Annotated in this window: 11 protein-coding genes, 1 tRNA gene and 1 riboswitch; of the genes, 4 read left to right on the forward strand and 8 right to left on the reverse strand. The window is 53.4% G+C overall.

What is annotated here, in order from left to right:
* Positions 1-4: 4 nt before the first annotated feature.
* The 4 genes from JXO50_09175 to JXO50_09190 all read left to right on the forward strand — a co-directional run bounded on the left by JXO50_09175 (position 5) and on the right by JXO50_09190 (position 3,742).
* Positions 5-760 carry an NRDE family protein gene (locus JXO50_09175; protein MBN2333262.1) on the forward strand — a complete coding sequence of 252 codons (756 nt, stop codon included), beginning with the start codon at positions 5-7 and terminating at the stop codon, positions 758-760.
* A 473-nt stretch (positions 761-1,233) separates the two neighbouring features.
* The gene (locus JXO50_09180) at positions 1,234-3,150 is read left to right on the forward strand and encodes a SurA N-terminal domain-containing protein (GenBank protein ID MBN2333263.1); all 1,917 of its coding nucleotides are present in this window, start codon (positions 1,234-1,236) and stop codon (positions 3,148-3,150) included.
* 134 nt (positions 3,151-3,284) lie between these two features.
* Positions 3,285-3,360 (forward strand) — tRNA-Ala (locus tag JXO50_09185).
* A 190-nt stretch (positions 3,361-3,550) separates the two neighbouring features.
* On the forward strand, positions 3,551-3,742 hold the full coding sequence (locus tag JXO50_09190) for a helix-turn-helix domain-containing protein (protein MBN2333264.1): 192 nt from the start codon (positions 3,551-3,553) through the stop codon (positions 3,740-3,742).
* A 105-nt stretch (positions 3,743-3,847) separates the two neighbouring features.
* Here the strand turns inward: JXO50_09190 and JXO50_09195 are convergent, their stop codons facing one another.
* The 8 genes from JXO50_09195 to JXO50_09230 all read right to left on the reverse strand — a co-directional run bounded on the left by JXO50_09195 (position 3,848) and on the right by JXO50_09230 (position 16,263).
* Positions 3,848-4,735 (reverse strand): dihydropteroate synthase, encoded by an 888-nt coding sequence (locus tag JXO50_09195; GenBank protein MBN2333265.1) that lies wholly within the window; start codon positions 4,733-4,735, stop codon positions 3,848-3,850.
* A 147-nt stretch (positions 4,736-4,882) separates the two neighbouring features.
* The gene (locus JXO50_09200) at positions 4,883-6,232 is read right to left on the reverse strand and encodes an acetyl-CoA decarbonylase/synthase complex subunit gamma (protein MBN2333266.1); all 1,350 of its coding nucleotides are present in this window, start codon (positions 6,230-6,232) and stop codon (positions 4,883-4,885) included.
* A gap of 69 nt (positions 6,233-6,301) precedes the next feature.
* A riboswitch (cobalamin riboswitch) is annotated at positions 6,302-6,492 on the reverse strand.
* Positions 6,488-8,704: a CO dehydrogenase/CO-methylating acetyl-CoA synthase complex subunit beta gene (cdhC, locus tag JXO50_09205; GenBank protein ID MBN2333267.1), complete on the reverse strand. Its 2,217-nt coding sequence runs from the start codon at positions 8,702-8,704 to the stop codon at positions 6,488-6,490. It overlaps the preceding riboswitch by 5 nt.
* A 56-nt stretch (positions 8,705-8,760) precedes the next feature.
* Positions 8,761-9,705, reverse strand: coding sequence for an acetyl-CoA decarbonylase/synthase complex subunit delta (locus JXO50_09210; GenBank protein ID MBN2333268.1), 945 nt, complete (start codon positions 9,703-9,705; stop codon positions 8,761-8,763).
* Positions 9,706-9,820: 115 nt separating this feature from the next.
* Positions 9,821-10,582 carry an AAA family ATPase gene (locus tag JXO50_09215; GenBank protein MBN2333269.1) on the reverse strand — a complete coding sequence of 254 codons (762 nt, stop codon included), beginning with the start codon at positions 10,580-10,582 and terminating at the stop codon, positions 9,821-9,823.
* A 60-nt stretch (positions 10,583-10,642) separates the two neighbouring features.
* Positions 10,643-12,619 carry a DUF4445 domain-containing protein gene (locus JXO50_09220; protein MBN2333270.1) on the reverse strand — a complete coding sequence of 659 codons (1,977 nt, stop codon included), beginning with the start codon at positions 12,617-12,619 and terminating at the stop codon, positions 10,643-10,645.
* A 183-nt stretch (positions 12,620-12,802) separates the two neighbouring features.
* A complete protein-coding gene (locus JXO50_09225) occupies positions 12,803-14,584 on the reverse strand; it encodes a formate--tetrahydrofolate ligase (GenBank protein MBN2333271.1) in 1,782 nt (593 codons plus the stop codon).
* A 248-nt stretch (positions 14,585-14,832) separates the two neighbouring features.
* The gene (locus JXO50_09230; GenBank protein MBN2333272.1) at positions 14,833-16,263 is read right to left on the reverse strand and encodes a CCA tRNA nucleotidyltransferase; all 1,431 of its coding nucleotides are present in this window, start codon (positions 16,261-16,263) and stop codon (positions 14,833-14,835) included.
* Between the last annotated feature and the right edge of the window lie 16 nt (positions 16,264-16,279).

A 16,279-nucleotide genomic window follows, 5' to 3' on the forward strand; every position in this document is an offset into this window, starting at 1 on the left:
GAATATGTGCACGATTTTGCTGGCCTATCGGGTCGATGAAGAATGGCCCATCATTATCGGCAATAACCGGGATGAAGCATTGAGCCGTACTGCCCTGCCGCCGCGAGTTTTTTCCAACGGCAGCCGGCAGCGATGGATTGCGCCGCTTGATCTTGAGTCCGGAGGAAGCTGGTGGGCCTGCAACCAAGCCGGCCTGGTCATTTGTCTCACCAATCGGTGGATTGATAAACCGGCTGATGAAACAAAAATATCCCGGGGGCATCTGGTGCGCGATCTTATTCAAGCTGCCTCTCTTGATGAGGTCCGGAAACTATTGTCGACGATCAATCTGCAGGCGTATAATCCCTTTAATCTTCTGGTCATGGGGTCGCAGGGTGCTTTTCTCTACACCAATTTCCCCCGACCGTATGAGATAGGCCTTGCTGCCGGATTTCACTTTGTTGGCAACGGTGTCCTGGAAGAGGACAAGGCGATCAAGAGCCGGATGGCCCGGGGAACTTTTGCCCATCTTTGCCGTGATCCTGTCAATGCCGAGACGATGATGGCGGTGTTTCGGCAAACGTTGCGCACCGCTCTGCCCCAGGAACATATCCCCCCCCAGGGATTTAATGTCTCCCTCGACGAGTATGGGACCACGTCGTCGACTATTCTTGCTGTTTCCGGGGACTCTCCGCCACGCCTGCAGCTTTATTTTTCTCCCGACAACCCTTTGCGCCGCTCCTACGACGATTATTCCGGGTTGAACCTGGTGATGCGTTAACAGACAGGTCCGGAGCTGGCAGTCCTCCGAGTTCTGTACGCAGCAATTTTCGTCAAGGCATTGCCGTGTGCGGGTTGTATTTCAGCGAATTTTTCGCTGCTTTGCCGCTGGATTTTATGCCGTACCGCCCTTTCTAGTCATCTCCCCTGCTGGATAAAGGCGCTGGCGGCATTTAGCCCCCTAATAAGACGTAAAAACCTTGCATTTTCATTGCGGATTTCCTATAACCCAAGGTTGATGGTTTTGTAACAATCCATCTTTCTTGTTAAGCTGCAACCAGAGCTACTGCAGTGTACGTGTGTGTATGCCGCATGCCTCAGGTTTTGCATGCCTTGGGTTTGGGGCTGTTGAGGTGTCAGCCGGTGTTCGAAAGGATGTACCGGTTGCCATGAGTTCATCACGGTTGGCGATTGTCACTGCATAACGCTGTCAGGCGAAAAGCGATAAATCAAAGATAGAGGTAATGAGACGATATGTTACGGTATATGAGAAGAAATGCCAAATCATGGATTGTTAAGCTGGTTTTTTTTGTTATTATCGTGGTCTTCTGCTTTTGGGGGGTCGGCAGCATGAAAACAAAAAAGCAGAATATGGTGGCTTCGGTCAATGGTTCGGTTATTACGCACAATGACTTTGGCAAGGCATACCAACGGCTGGTACAGCGTTACCAGGAACAGTATAAGGATCAGTTTAACGCCGAGTTGGCAGCTCAGCTGCGGTTGAAAGAGCAGACCCTGAACAGTCTGGTTGATCGACAGTTGATGCTCGACTTTGCCAGTCGCTACAAACTGCAGGTGAGTGACGATGAGCTTCGCGGACGTATTGCCACCATGGCTGCTTTTCAGAATAACGGTCTTTTCGACCAACAACTCTACCAACAGCTGCTGAGCTACAACCGTTTAACTCCGGCCGAGTTTGAAACCAGTTTGCGGGATGATCTGCTGATTGACAAGATCAGCAATCTGATCCGTTCAGGAGCTAAAACCGCCCCCTTCGAGATTGAACAGCAGTATCTGCAGCAGCAGGAAAAGATTTCCTTGATGCTGGTGAAGTTGAAGCCGGAGCAGTATCTTTCTGATGCCGCCCTAGATGCTGCTGAGCTGCAAAACTATTTTACCGAGAATCGGGAAACCTTCAGGGTCCCTGAAAAACGACAGATCAGGGTGGTAACCCTGGATCATGCCGTGGAGCGGCGGGAGATTCATCTTGATGACGGGGAAATTGCCGCTTATTACAATGAACACCGTGGTGATTTTATGGTGCCGGAAAAGGTCAAAGCACGCCATATCCTCCTGAAGGTGGCAGCGGAAGATCCTCAGGATGCCTGGGATAAGGCCCATGCCCAGGCACTGGAACTGGTCGGCAGGCTGCAGTCGGGGAAGGAAACCTTTGCTGAGCTTGCCAAGGAATATTCCCAAGGACCCTCGGCTCCCCGTGGTGGTGATCTTGGCTGGTTTGCCCGGGGAGCGATGGTGAAGCCCTTTGAAGATGCTGCTTTCCGCCTGCAGGCAGGCGAGTATACCCGTAAGCCGGTACGGACCATGTTTGGCTATCATTTGGTTCAAGTTGATGAACGCCAGGCAGCCCATACCAGGAGCCTGGAGGAGGTGCGGGGTGAGATTGAGGCAAAGATCATTGATGAACGTCTGCCGACGCTGGTTTCCCGAAAGATTGACAACCTTGCCAGCCAGATGAAGGATGTGGAGCCGGACCAGTTTATGGCAAAGCTTGCTTCTTTTGGCCTGACGGCGATGGAAAGCGAGTTCTTTGCCCAGAATGAGCCGATTGCCGGGATTGGTAATGTTGTTCTCCTGGCGGCAAAAGTTTTTGCGACGCCGGTTGGCTCAACCGCTAGGGTGGAAAATACCCTTAATAAAAGCTACTTTTTTTTAGTATCCGGCAAGCAGGAAAGTTTTCTGCCCGAATTGACCCAGGTAAAAGATGAAGTTGAACATGCATACCGGCTGGCAATGGCCAGGGTGAAGGTGAAGAATCTGGCGGCCGATATCCTCGCTCGGGCAGGCGACGGCGTAGGGCTGGAAGAGGTTGCCGGGCAGGCCAAACTGACGGTTGATCATACCGGCCTCTTCCCCAGGGGAAGAGGGTTTATTCCCACCATCGGTGTTGACCAGCAGCTGAGCAAAAGATTGTTTGCCCTTTATCCCGAAAGACCTCTGTATCCTGAACCGCTTGTCTATCAGGACATGGTTTTTCTGGCTCAGCTGGAGGAACGAAAAACGACTGAAAGTGAAACCGAAGCGGCGGCGCTGCGGGAGGATTTAGCCTCTCAGTTGCATCGCTACCGGGAGTTCCAAGCACTGAACAACTTTTACACCTATTTGCGTCAGGAGGCTGATATTGCCATAGCGCCGGGAGTCCTTGAGGAATAAATACCTTCCATCGGGAGTATGTGCCATCGTACGCGCAAAGGGGCTGAGTGTTGATCCCAAAGGGGGAAATATCTGTTGACAAACTGGAGATCTATGTGGTAGGTACTTTTTTCCAATAAATAAGGTGCTATTGTGGGGCTGTAGCTCAGCTGGGAGAGCGCTTGACTGGCAGTCAAGAGGTCGACGGTTCGATCCCGTTCAGCTCCACCACTATCAGTTCATAATCAGTAGAAAAAGCCATGGGGAGATGACCCAGTGGCTTTTTTTTTCTGGTTCCCATTGACAGAGGAATGATCAGAAACTATATTTATTTTAATAGTCCACTAAACAATGTCTAGGGTTGTCGAGTGGTAATCCAGTGATGCTGCAAAAGCGGTTTTTGGTGAGGAGGTGAGGTCTGATGAAGATTGTGAGGTCAGATCGGGAAATTGACAGTGTCGAGGTCGCCAAGCTCCTTGACACCAGTCCTGATAATGTCAATTATATGGCTAGAAAAGGTATCCTGCCAGGCTATAAAGTGAGTAAATTCTGGCGCTTTAATAAACGTGCTATTTCCCGTTGGATAAAAGAGCAACAGCTGGTAGAGGCCTAGAGGTGATACGCCAAAATTGAACGTTGTGTTCAAGGTGGTGGCATAAAAAAAGCCGCACGTAAAACGTGCGGCTTTTTTTATGCTCTTGTTGGGCAGCCTGGCTGTTTATTTGTACCAGTTGGGATTATATTTGTCCACCAGGTCTTCGATCCACGAGTGAGAATAGAGAATATCTCCGTTGCAGCACTTGATACTGCGGTAATAGACTTGGAGCTCAACACCCAAGGATTTCTCATCAACATCCTCACCTTCCATCAATTTCCTGGTCAGTTCATCTACTGCCGGAATCTGACCGTGGCACAAAGCAATCATCTCTGCGTCATAGGCATCAACGATGGAGGAGTAGATGCCCAGATATTTATGCATTGCCTGATAACCGCGATTGAGGAAATGGCGCAGTTCATTAGGCGTCCCGTTGGAGATGTTGGAGAGGCCGCAGGTTGATTTGGCACCGGGGGCGAAATCGGGGATCAAGGGCAGGAATTCAAGGAAAGAGGCCACCTGGCCCGGATCAACACAGACCGGCAGGACGATGGGGTCAATCCACATTTTTTCCGCCGGAATGTCATATTCCAATGCCTTATTGTAAATTTCCGCTGCACACATGCCGCGTTCATTGACATCCCGGGGAATGCCTTCTTCGCTGAGAGTCAGGGCGACAAAATCACAGCCGTACTCTTTGACGATGGGCATCCGGGTTTCAAGGCTGTCAGTCTGGGCGGTGATGGAGTTAACAATGCAGGTCTGCGGGCTTCTGGAAGCTTTCAGGCCGGCAATGATGGCCTGATGATTGGTGCTATCCAGGGCCAGAGGAAGTTTGGATACTTCTTCAACGGTTTTTACCAGCCAGGCCATCATCTCATCGCCGGCTTTGCGTGCCGGCCCGAGGTTCAGATCCTGATAATCTGCTCCGGCCTCTTCCTGCTCAATGGCCATTTTCTGCACCGGTTTGGGATCACGTTCCTTGATCGCCGGCCCGATGGTTTTTGACATGATATTGATGCTTTCAGCAAGTGCTAATACGTTTCCCATTTTTTTCTTGCCTCCGTTTACTGAAATAAAACTATTTTCTATTGTGTACGGTTGGGTAAAAAGATAGGAGCAGGCATTGCCAGCTCCTATCTTGCTCCTGTGTGTACCCTAGACAGTCATGTCTTTAAGGAATTTCGGCAGATCTGAAGCCTCGCGGGTGCCGATAATAACCTCCCAGTCGGAGCCGAGTTCTTCCTGGAATTCACCGGAGAGCTGGGCCACATAACCGGGAATGATAATTTTGTTGTGGCTGATCTTGTCACGAATACCCGATTTCACCGCAAAGGGCGCCATGGCGTCAGCAACGAATTTGCCGGCTGACCAGGCGGTCAGTACGGACATCCCTTCAACATCCATAATCAGCAACCAAGTGGGTACCCGGCTGGCCTCAATTTCAGCTGAGACGATGAAGTAGGTAAGGGCAAAGTTGGTGGTGATAATAACCGGTGAATCAGGACCGGGTTTATTGATCTCATAGATCCCTTCGTCCATGATCATCGGCCGCTGCGGATCGGTGTAGATGTTGAGGCGTTGCACCAAGAGAGGCAGCATCCGTTCCTTGTCCACATCGCTCATGACCACGATGCCGCCGTACTTGGCGATCGCGATAGCGGCATACAGGGCTTCCTTGTAGGGATCATCGGTCATGGCGCAGACGACGTTAATGGTCGGATAGCCGAGATCTTTATTTTTGGCCTTCAGTGCTGAGCGGCGAACCTGGTGGTTGTCGACGAACATCTGCTTGAGGGTGGTGGCACCGGTATCGAGAACGATATCTTTGACTCCGGCATCGACGATTGTCTTGGTGAAGTTGGAAACCGCTTCAAGGGAATCGCCTTTGGCAACCACGGACGCTTCGTTTTCTATGGCAATGGCGGCAACCTTGTCAGCGTTGTCAGCGGTAGCGGCATAGAGCAGTGCTTTTCTGCCTTTGGCAGCCTTGGCACCGGCTTCCAGGGCAGCAAGATCATCACTGCAGAGAATCAGGCCTTTTTCCGTGGCGCCCATGGCTTTGGTAACCAGGGCGGCAAACTTGCCGGCATCACCGCTGGTGTTCTGAATGGCCAGCAGGTTCGGGGCCAGGGTCAGGCCAACGCGTTCGAAAGAAACGGTATTGAGGTTGTTGATTTTAGCATCCACATCACCATCAGCCATGGTATCGGTAACCAGGACGGCAATCGCAGTGGGATTGATGAAGGTTTTTTCATGCCGGTACATGACCATCTCTTCACCAACTTTAATGGCATTGTCGCCGGTACCGATAACCACGCCGCGGATTGGCGGTGCAGAGGCCTCGCTCAGCTGAGCTTTGGCTTCATCGGAAACATAAGGGCATTTGTCCAGTTCGGCTTTACCCCCTGCCAATTGCATGGCAAAAGCCAAACAGGTAGGGCTGCCGCACTCTTTACAATTGGTTTTGGGGAGCAATTTGAAAATTTGGATTCCAGTGAGTCCCATTCACTTATCTCCTTCCGTAATATAGTTGGTTTGCTGCCCCCCACTCTCTTGAAAACCGCGAAGAGATATGAGGAAAATTGACTACCTGGTCAGGTCTTCTGGCTGACGGATCGTCCTACTTGCCGTTCCTTCCCAAACATTAATTGCTCAGTGGTTTGTCACGGTTTTCGTCCCCGATCACAGCGGCGGGTCCGCTCCCGACTTGCACGGGATTCCCTTAGGCCAGGTAGTATATCTTCTCCAGTGTGCTTCAGGTTACATCAACGGATCCATTTCCAGGGCCGGGTGACCAACTTCCGTCATGAAGGCGATCACTTCTTCCTCGGTAGTGGCGTTTTCTTCAGTGGCGATCATATCGTAGAGGTTTGGTACCCCAATCTCTTCACCACGTTTTTCAATAACATCTTTCATTTGCTCTTTCAGCGCTTTCGGCAGCCATGCCAGGCGCTTAATGCCACCTTCGGCGGAGACAAACTTTTTGCTGCCGATATAGAATTTGGAGATGCCGACAAAACCGGGAGTCTGCATACCACCGCCGACGCTGCCGGCCAGGGTTGAGAAGGCCATGCCGCAGGGGGTATCACCGGTGTAGTCGCGATCGACCACCATGATCGCATTGGCAGCGAACAGGCAGGCACCGATGGCTTCAAAGCAGCCGCAGGAGGTCATGGGGTCTTCCATGATGGAGTAGGCGGCAAAGCTTTCAAAGGCGTTGCCGGAGGCCGGTACGACAAATTCGTCTACCCCTTTCCATTTGCCGAGGCGTTCATCAACAACATCGCCCTTTTCGATCGGCTGGTTAGGCCCGTGGGGGTTGATTTCATAGGAGGCCCGGCAGTCAAGCCAGTTGTAGGCGCCGCACAGCCCCGGCCGTTCCGGCGTTACAACGCAGACATGGGTCGGTGCAAAAGACTGGCACAGTGAACAGGAATAGTAGGTTTCAGTGGTTTCATCGATCATGTCAGCCAGGCGGTTGTCGCGTTCATGCCAGGTTTTGCGGGCGACTTCCAGCAGTTCCTTCACTTTATCGGCATCGGTATAAATGGTTACCTGGACCTTGTCGACGATGGCGCCGAACTCATTGTGCATCTTGGCGTGCAGAATGGTGCCGAAATGTTTGAGGGTGAAGCCGGCTTCATAAGCTTTCTTGGAAATCCGCATCCAGACGATGTCACGCTGACCGATGTGCAGTACACCTTCAGCGCCGTTCAGCAGGTGGTGACACTGACGTTCAAGAATCGGCTCAAAGTCCTCCTGGAACTTCCGGCCGGCCAGTTCGATCCAGATGCCGATGGGCAGCAGGCCGCCGGCTTCCACATCTTTCAGATCGGGGCCGACAACTTCAAACTTGCCGTCTTCAACTTCATCCAGCGGTTTGGAGTAGGCAAATTCAAAACCGAAAGATTTCGGTCCGCCCAACTCGATCTGCATGGCGTCCTTCTTGATCCGCTCACCCTCGAAGGCCGGACCGTAGGAAACCGGGATATCGATCTTGGTGATGGTGATCTTCAGGCCGCGAACTTCGATACCCTTGGCAACAATCTCTTCCTGCGGAATGTTGGAAACCACGTGTTCGTAGGTACAAACACCGGTGGGCAACACTTCGGGAATGTCGGTGTCGGCAATGGTGGGGAAGCCCCAGTTGATGGCGCCGGCAGCGGCGGCATATTTTTCATCGTCCACTTCATCCAGAGCCAGGACAAAGGCGAAAACCCGGTTTTTATTGTAGAGCAGGTTGCCTTTGAAGTCGCCCGGCTTGATGCCGCCGAAGGTCAGGGCGGCGCGGGTGGCAAAGCCGAGGGCATGAATGGCGGCTGAAGTGTCTTTACCGAAAGGTACCAGGCGGGTATTCCAACCCAACTGGACGCCGCCTTCCTTCAGCTGTTCGGCGAAGGAGATCCCGGTGTTGGGATTGCAGCCGGCCATGAACACGTAGATGCTTTTTTCCTGCAGCTCCTTAGCGATTTTAACCGCAGTTTCCACATCCTTGGCAGCACCGACGACCGCAGCAAAGCCCGGAGCGGAACCGTCAACGAACTCAACGCCGCGTTTCCGTAGAATGATGTCATCAGCCGCACCCAGCCAGATGTCAGGATCGGTATCTTCCGGATCTTCCTTCATCGGCAGGTAGGGGCAGTTTTCCAGATATTTCAGCGCTTCTTCAACGTCGAAGGCAAAAGCGGTTGCCATGCCGGCATCCAGGCCTGGGCCAAGATAGGGCAGCCAGCAGTTTTCCGCCGGGATTTCCGGCAGCAGGTCGCGGCACATTTTAATGACTTCCGGCATATCGCCGAGTTTTTCCACTTTGTAGCCGGTCATGCCATAAATAACCGGCAGATAATACCCGGTGTTGGGCAGTTTAACGTCGTGATCTGCACCAAATTTGGCGATGGCGGCATTGACTTTGCCTTCGACCCGATCGACAACGGCGTGGGCACCGCGGATTGCAGAACTGATAATAAGTTTTGACATCCTTTCATCCTCCTGCAGGCTTCTTGCCTGCCATTATAGCGTAGCGTTTGAAAAATCTAGCTTAATTCGGTGAAAACTTCTTCGACCAACTTGACTGCATGGGGGTTTCTCATGATCAGCAGGTTGGAACCGCACAGGGCCATGTCAACGGCAGTCATCGCTTCCCAGAGAACGCCGCGTTTCTCCATGTCGGGGCCCATCGCCGGTTCTTCTTCCACCGTCAGTTTCACTTCCCGGGATTTCCAGCACTCTTTGCCCAGGTCATTGATCATCGGACACTGCATCTTCTCGTCATTCTGCGACAGGGCAGCCAGGGAGATCCTTTCCATGACCGAATAGGAGTACTCTACGCCGTAGCCTAGGGCACCGGTTGAAGGCTCCATAATGATTTTTTCCAGGGGCAGGCCCAAATTGCTGATCAAAATATTCATCTGTTTGGCCATATTGACGTCGATGGGGCTCTGGGAAACCACGCAGTGGCCATATCCCAGGGCGGCGGCGGCAATCTTCTTGTAGTTCTCTTCCACTGCCGGGCCCACCAGCAGATTCATGCCTTCGCATGCTTCGCAGACTTTGGCCAGTACTTCGGCATCCTTCTCCACGTTGCCGCTGCCCCAAACCATCAGCGGAACGGAGATGGCGCCAGCCACTTTTTTGACCAGATCGGCAGCGTAGGCCGCATCCTTGTTTTCCCCGTTAGGATCGGTGGCCGCCAACTGGAGGCAGATCATTTTGGCGCCGTATTCATCAACATTCTTTTTGGCCCAGGCAACCGGATCGTTGATCACATCCTTGAAGGGATCAACCACTGCCGCCGGCCATTCGGGGTCAACCACATCGTAGACTTCCATGGCGATGAGCGGTTTCTTACCGAGCTCACCATCAAAGTCGCAAAAAGGCATAGTGGCCTGACCGCCGACCGCTACCGATTTGTCACCGGTACCGATTACCAATGTTCTCATTTTGCCGGAATATTTTTCCGACACTGCTGCAAATGCCATGTTTTCATTCTCCTTTCCTTAAAGTTGTTCTAACCTTTTATGTTATTTGCACTATCCGTACAAGGAATTGTATACTGCATAATGCCCACCAGGGAAAATATTCTATAGTGGATTTTTATTGCAAATACAAGGGAAAAATTGTCTCCATAATTTCCCTTAAAGTGCAGTAGGAAACTGCTTCAGCAGGGACTTCCACCGTTGCCTTTCCCTGGCGGTCAAACTGGGCGATCAGGGGATCGTCGGGAATGATGCCGGCCAGTTCCAGACCAAGGGAATCGATCAATTGCCGTGCTTCAGGGGAGATTTCACCCTCGGGAGCACGATTGACAATCAGGGCTAGTTTCTTGATGTTCAGGTTCAGCTTGTCAATCAGTTCCTTGATCCGGCCGGCGGTGCGGATGCCCCGCAGGCTCGGGTCGGAAATGACCAGCAGGACATCGATATCTTTGGTCAGCAGGCGGCTCAGGTGCTCCAGCCCGGCTTCGTTGTCCATGACCAGATAATCATACTCATTGATCATGAAGTCGATAAACTTTTTGCACAGGGCGTTGGCATAGCAATAGCATCCCGCCCCTTCCGGCAGGCCCATGACCAGCAGATCATAGGTGCCGGTTTCCACCAGTAGTTTCTGAATGTTGTATTCCATGTACGCTTCTTTCGTCATGCCGGCCGGAACTTCGGTTTTCATTCCCTCCCGTAGTTCACCAATGGTTCCCGGGACCTCCACCCCCAGAACTTCACTCAAGTTGGCATTGGCATCGGCATCGACGGCCAGAATGGGCCGCTTCACTTTTTCTGCCAGATAACGCAGGAGCAGGCCGGTGAGGGTGGTTTTTCCGGTACCGCCTTTGCCGGCAACAGCAATTGATTTCCCCATAATTGTATCTTACCTCTTGATTATTTCCACGGTTATAATGGTTCGCTTTACCCGGCTCATCTAGCTCTTTTCCAGCACTTTCATCACCTCCGGGAAAGCGTTGGTGTCGGTATGCGGCAGAAACAGGGCCGCGACATATTCATCCATGAATTTCATATTGTTGGCCAATTCAATATTGGTCATCATTTCTGAAACCCGCTGGGCATCCTTCATCATCTCCCGGGAAAAAGAAACCAGCCGGGCTCCCAGCAGTGCCCCGTTGCCGACAAACATGAATTTATCGGCCGGCAGCTCCGGTAGCAGACCGATAAAAATTGCCCGCTCAAGGTTGATGAACTGGCCGAAGCCGCCAGCGATTATCACCCGGTCAAGTTCAGCAAAGCTCAGGCCGACGCTTTCCAGCAGAATGCGGCAGCCGGCGTAGATGGCACCTTTGGTGCGGATCAGGTTGTCCAGGTCGCCTTCGGTGATGGCGATGTCGCCGATCCCTTCAGCCGCCTGCTCGGCAGTGACCAGGACATATTCCCAGCCGTTTTCCCCTTCCCGAACCCGCGTTGTTTCCAAGTTGCGTTTAAATTTGCCATTAGGTTCAATGATGCCGGTGAGCAGCATTTCAGCCACCGCATCGATCAATCCGGAGCCGCAGATGCCCAGCGCCTGCTGGTTGCCCAACGTGATGACCATTGGCTCAAAGGTTTCCGGATTGATGCGCACCTGTTCAATGGCTCCCCGGGTTGCCCGCATCCCGTTTTTTACCCCGCCGCCCTCGAAGGCCGGCCCAGCTGAGCAGGAGGTGCAGACCAGCCAGTCACAATTTCCCAGGACGATCTCGCCGTTCGTGCCGACGTCAATATACAGCGTCAGGTCATCACGCTGAAAAATCCCGGAGCCCAAGACCCCGGCGACAATATCGCCGCCCACATAGGAGGAGACCAGCGGGAAGGTGTACATGTGGACATGTTCAGGGAGGTCAATGCCGAAATCACTGACCCTGGCCGGTGGAAAGAAGTTAGCGGTGGGTACGTAAGGATCTTCCCGGACATACTTCGGATCAATGCCAAGGAGCAGCTGGGTCATGGTGGTGTTGCCGGCCATCACCAGGTGGGAGATCTGTGATCGGTCGATGCCGGCCGCATGCAGCAGGCTGCTAATGATCTCGTTGAGATCCTTGATGATGGACAACCGCAACTCTTCCAAGCCGCCCTTTTTCTGGGAATGGACAATACGGCTGATGACATCTTCGCCGAAACGGACCTGGCTGTTATACTTGGCATCTTCCGCCAGCAGGTTGTCGTCACAATCCTCATCCTGCGATTTTGCGTTCACAACTCGGCATTCCACCAGGTTGAGCAACTGGCCCTTGACGGTGGTGGTGCCGACATCGATGATGATCGAGTAGTTTTTCTTGGTGGTATCGCCTGGCTCCAGATTGATCAGCTTAAGACCCTTGGGGTTGTAGACCAGGGTCGCGGTCACCCGCCAGTCCGCATCACGCAGCAGATGGCTGAGCCGCCGCAGCAGCGGGAAATCGGTGGAGATTTTTTCCTGCTTGTAGCTCTGCTTGATGTGGCGCATCAGGCGACCAAGGTCACTCATATTGTCGTCGGCGGTGGGTGCAGGCAGTTCCAGGTAGAGTTTGAATACGGCGGGATTGATGGTCAGCCCCTGGACCAGGCTGTTCAGGTCACGGGCCTTGAGAATATGCCGCTGGCCGCCCGTTTTCTGCTTAAGAACCGAGTTGTCAATTCGCGACTCGGGCGGAATGCTGACCACCAGATCCTCGATGACTTTGGTCAGGCAGGCGAGGCGGTAATTCTTCTCCCACTGCTCATCACTGAGTTTGGCGGACTGTTTGGCATCTACCTGGCCCTTTTCAATAAGCACCTTGCATTTGCCGCAGGCTCCGTTGCCACCACAGGACGCATTGATATGGACCCCGGCCGCCATGGCTACCCGCAGCAGATTTTCGCCATGGCGAAAAACGTCAACGGTGATATTGTCGGGCTGAAATGTTACTTTGTGGATAGGTGCTGGCATTGAGAAAAATATAATTTTCCGTTCAAATATTGTTTTATCAGACCCTTCCTTAAAACGAAAAAATCTGAAGCGACTCCCTGGTGGTTTTCCAAGGGGTCAGTTCAGCTTTTTTCGTTTTAAGGGAACCTGCAGGCGGTTCTTTGATGGAACCGCCTGCAGGTTGTGGGTAGTTGTGCTGCCGGGTTAGAACAGGCCTTTTACCTGTCCGGTTTCCACATCAACATCGATGCGGCGGTACGCCGGATCGGATGCGGTCCCAGGCATCAGTTTGATTGTCCCGCCCAGAGGTACGCAGAAGCCGGCGCCCTGATAGATCAGTACGTCGCGAACCGGGAAGGTGAAGCCTTTCGGCCGGCCCTTGAGGGTCGGATCATGGGACAGGGAGAGATGGGTTTTCACCATGCAGGTTCCCAGCTTGGACAGTTCGGGATCATTGTCGATCATCTCGATCTTTTTCAGTGCTTCATCACTGAAAGAGGCACCGTCGGCACCATAAACTTCGGTTGCCAGCAGTTCGATCCGCTTTTTGAGCGGCGTGCTGTCTTCGTAGAGAAGCTTGAACTGGCTTGGTTCTTCACAGGCTTCGATAACTGCCTGACACAGCTCCTGAGCGCCTTCACCGCCATACTGCCAGTGTTTGGACACCGCACAGCGGGCGCCGGCGGCTTCAGCCTGCCGTCTGATCTCGGCAATTTCAGCGTCGGTATCGGTGTAGAAGCCGTTGATGCAGACCACCGGGGTAACGCCGGCTTTTTTGACTGTTTCAATGTGGGCCAGCAGGTTGGCGCAGCCCTTGTCGACCAGGGAAACATTCTCTTCGACATATTCCTTCGCCAGCGGCCGGCCGGGAACCACCTCGGGTCCGCCACCGTGCATCTTGAGGGCGCGGACGGTGGCAACGATAACGGAGCAGCTCGGGGTCAGGCCGGAGAAGCGGCACTTGAGATTCCAGAATTTTTCGAAACCAATGTCAGCACCGAAACCGGATTCGGTAACCAGGTAGTCACCCAGTTTCAGACCGATACGGTCGGCAATAATGGAGGACTGGCCGATGGCAATATTGGCGAACGGGCCAGCATGGACGAAGACCGGCTGGCCTTCAACGGTCTGCAGCAGGTTGGGATTGAGGGCTTTGACCATCCAAGCAGTCATGGCGCCGCCGACATCAAGGTCGTCGGTGGTTACCGGTTTGCCGGTTTTGCTGTAGGCGACGATGATTTTACCCATCCGTTCGCGCAGGTCCTTGAGGTCCTTGGCGACGGCCAGGATTGCCATGATTTCCGAAGAAACGGCAATGGCAAAACCGGATTCCATCACCATGCCGTCGAGCCGGCCGCCAAGGCCGATGACGATGTTGCGCAGTGCCTGGGCACAGAAGTCGAGAATCCAGCGGACTTCAACGCGGTTCGGATCAATGTCCAGCCGTTTGAGCCCCTTTTTGGCGAGGAATTCATCAGTGTTGTTCTGTTCATGCTGCATCCTGGAGGTCAGGGCGACCATCATCAGGTTGTGGGCATTCATGATGTTGTCGATGTCACCGGTGAGTCCCAGTGAAAAAGGTGTCAGGGGAATGGTCTGGGCCAGGCCGCCACCGGCAGCTGAGCCCTTGATGTTGAAAGTCGGGCCACCGGAAGGCTGGCGGATGGCGCCGACGACGTTCTTGCCCATCAGCCCAAGGCCCTGTACCAGCCCCATGCTGGTGGTGGTTTTTCCCTCGCCCAGGGGGGTCGGGGTAATGGCGGTAACATTGATGTATTTGCCATCAGGGCGGTCACCAAGGCGTTCGAGTACCTTCATGTAGTCGACTTTTGCCACATACTTACCCATGGGGATCAGTTCGTCGCCCACCAAACCCAGCTCATCGGCAACCTGCTGAATCGGTTTCATCAGTTCCTTTTCGGCCAGGGCAGCAATCTGCCAGTCCGCCAGGTTCGGCGCATCAAATTTAGTGAAATCAAGTCCCATCTCTTTTACCTCCTGTTAAAATGAAATTTGGAAATACCCGGAATAAAAAAAGAGGGCAACAACGACATGGTGTCGAGGTTGCCCTCATCTATTTCACTTGACAAAAACCACCCTCGAAAGCGGGTTGTTTATTTTATACAGTACCGCAGTGTACACCAAAATCCCTCCACTACACTTGAAGCCATCAAAAATAGCACGTGCACATAATCACATTGCCTTTCCTTTGTCAAGGCAAAATTATTTGGCATTCAGCTGCCGGCTTGCTCTGTTTCCGGTTTGCCCATCAACTGCCGCACCCAGTCCAAGGCCGCCTCTCGACTGCTGCATTCCCCGTTCACCTGCCGTTGATGGACGGCGCGGATCATGACGCCGATTTGGGGGCCCGGTTCCAACCCCAGGGTGAGTAGATCTTTGCCGGAAATCAGCGGCTTGATAAATGATTCCCGTTCCTGCTCATAGATTGTCAGCAACTGCCGCAGACACTGGTGCATTTTCTTCTGCCGCTGGTCAAAGTTTTTCCCCCGGCTGGCCTGGGTGTCGGCTTCGGCCAGCAGCAGCAGCAGGGGCAGGTCCTCCTCCATGGTGAAGACCAGTTTGCGCAGGGTTTTTGGTTTGGCCTCGGATAAGGTAAGCAGGAGGGGGGCCAGGTGTTCCTGAACCAGTCTGACAATCCGTTTGAGCACTTTTTTCCCAAGTCCCAGGGTGGCCAGTTTTTCCTGGGCAAAATGGGCGGAAAAACGCTCATGGCCGTAGAAATGGATACTGCCGGTGTCCGGGTCAATAGTTTTACTGAGTGTTTTGCCGGTGTCGTGGAACAGGCCGGCCCACTTGAGGATGACAGTCTGTTCACTGGTCAGGGGGAGGTCAAAGAATGGATTGGCCTTTGTCAGTCGGTCAAGATGTTCCAGGGCTTCAAAGGTGTGATCCAAAACGTCCCGATGGTGAAATTCGTTTTGAGTCAATCCCTGAAGTGGAAACAGGGAGGGGAACAGGGTGAACAATGCCCGGGTTTCCCTGAGCAGCCGGATCCCGGTTGTCGCCCGCTCATGGGTCAGAATATGATGAAATTCGCTGCCGATCCGCTCCCCGGCAGTCTGCAGCAACCCTTGCCGGCCGTTGCGCATCTGCTCAATGGTTGCCGGGTCAATGCAGTAGTCCAGGCCCAGGGAGAAACGCACCGCCCGCAGAATCCGCAGGGGGTCATTGTCAAGGCTTGATTCATGAACCGCGATGATCTTCTTGGCGGCCAGCGCCTGCAAGCCGGCATGGGGATCGTGAAAATGGTCGTCGTGGATGCCGTAGGCCATGGCATTGATGGTAAAGTCGCGCCGCCGGAGGTCTTCGGTAATCGATCTGCCCTCCATGGGGGTCAGGTCAAAGGTCACCCCCCGGCTGACCAGGCGTCTGGTAATCCGCTCATCTTTGCCCAGGGTAAAAAAGTGACTGTCCATGATCGTCGCAAGATGATCTTCCCAGATTGCCAATTCCTGCGGCCGGCAAACAAGATCAACATCGGCCAGTTGTCGCTCCAGGATGAGGTTGCGAACCGTGCCGCCGACAATGAACAGGGGTAGACAATGGCGGTGGGCAACCTCCATCAGCCGTGTCCAGCCGGGGAGGCGGCTGCCAAGATGGGCTTGCAGGGCATCTGCGTCGAAGATGTACGGTGTGTCAATCATCAGTTCATAGGGGGGT

This window comes from Candidatus Anaeroferrophillus wilburensis, from assembly GCA_016934315.1.
Taxonomy (GTDB): Bacteria; Desulfobacterota; Anaeroferrophillalia; order Anaeroferrophillales; family Anaeroferrophillaceae; genus Anaeroferrophillus; species Anaeroferrophillus wilburensis.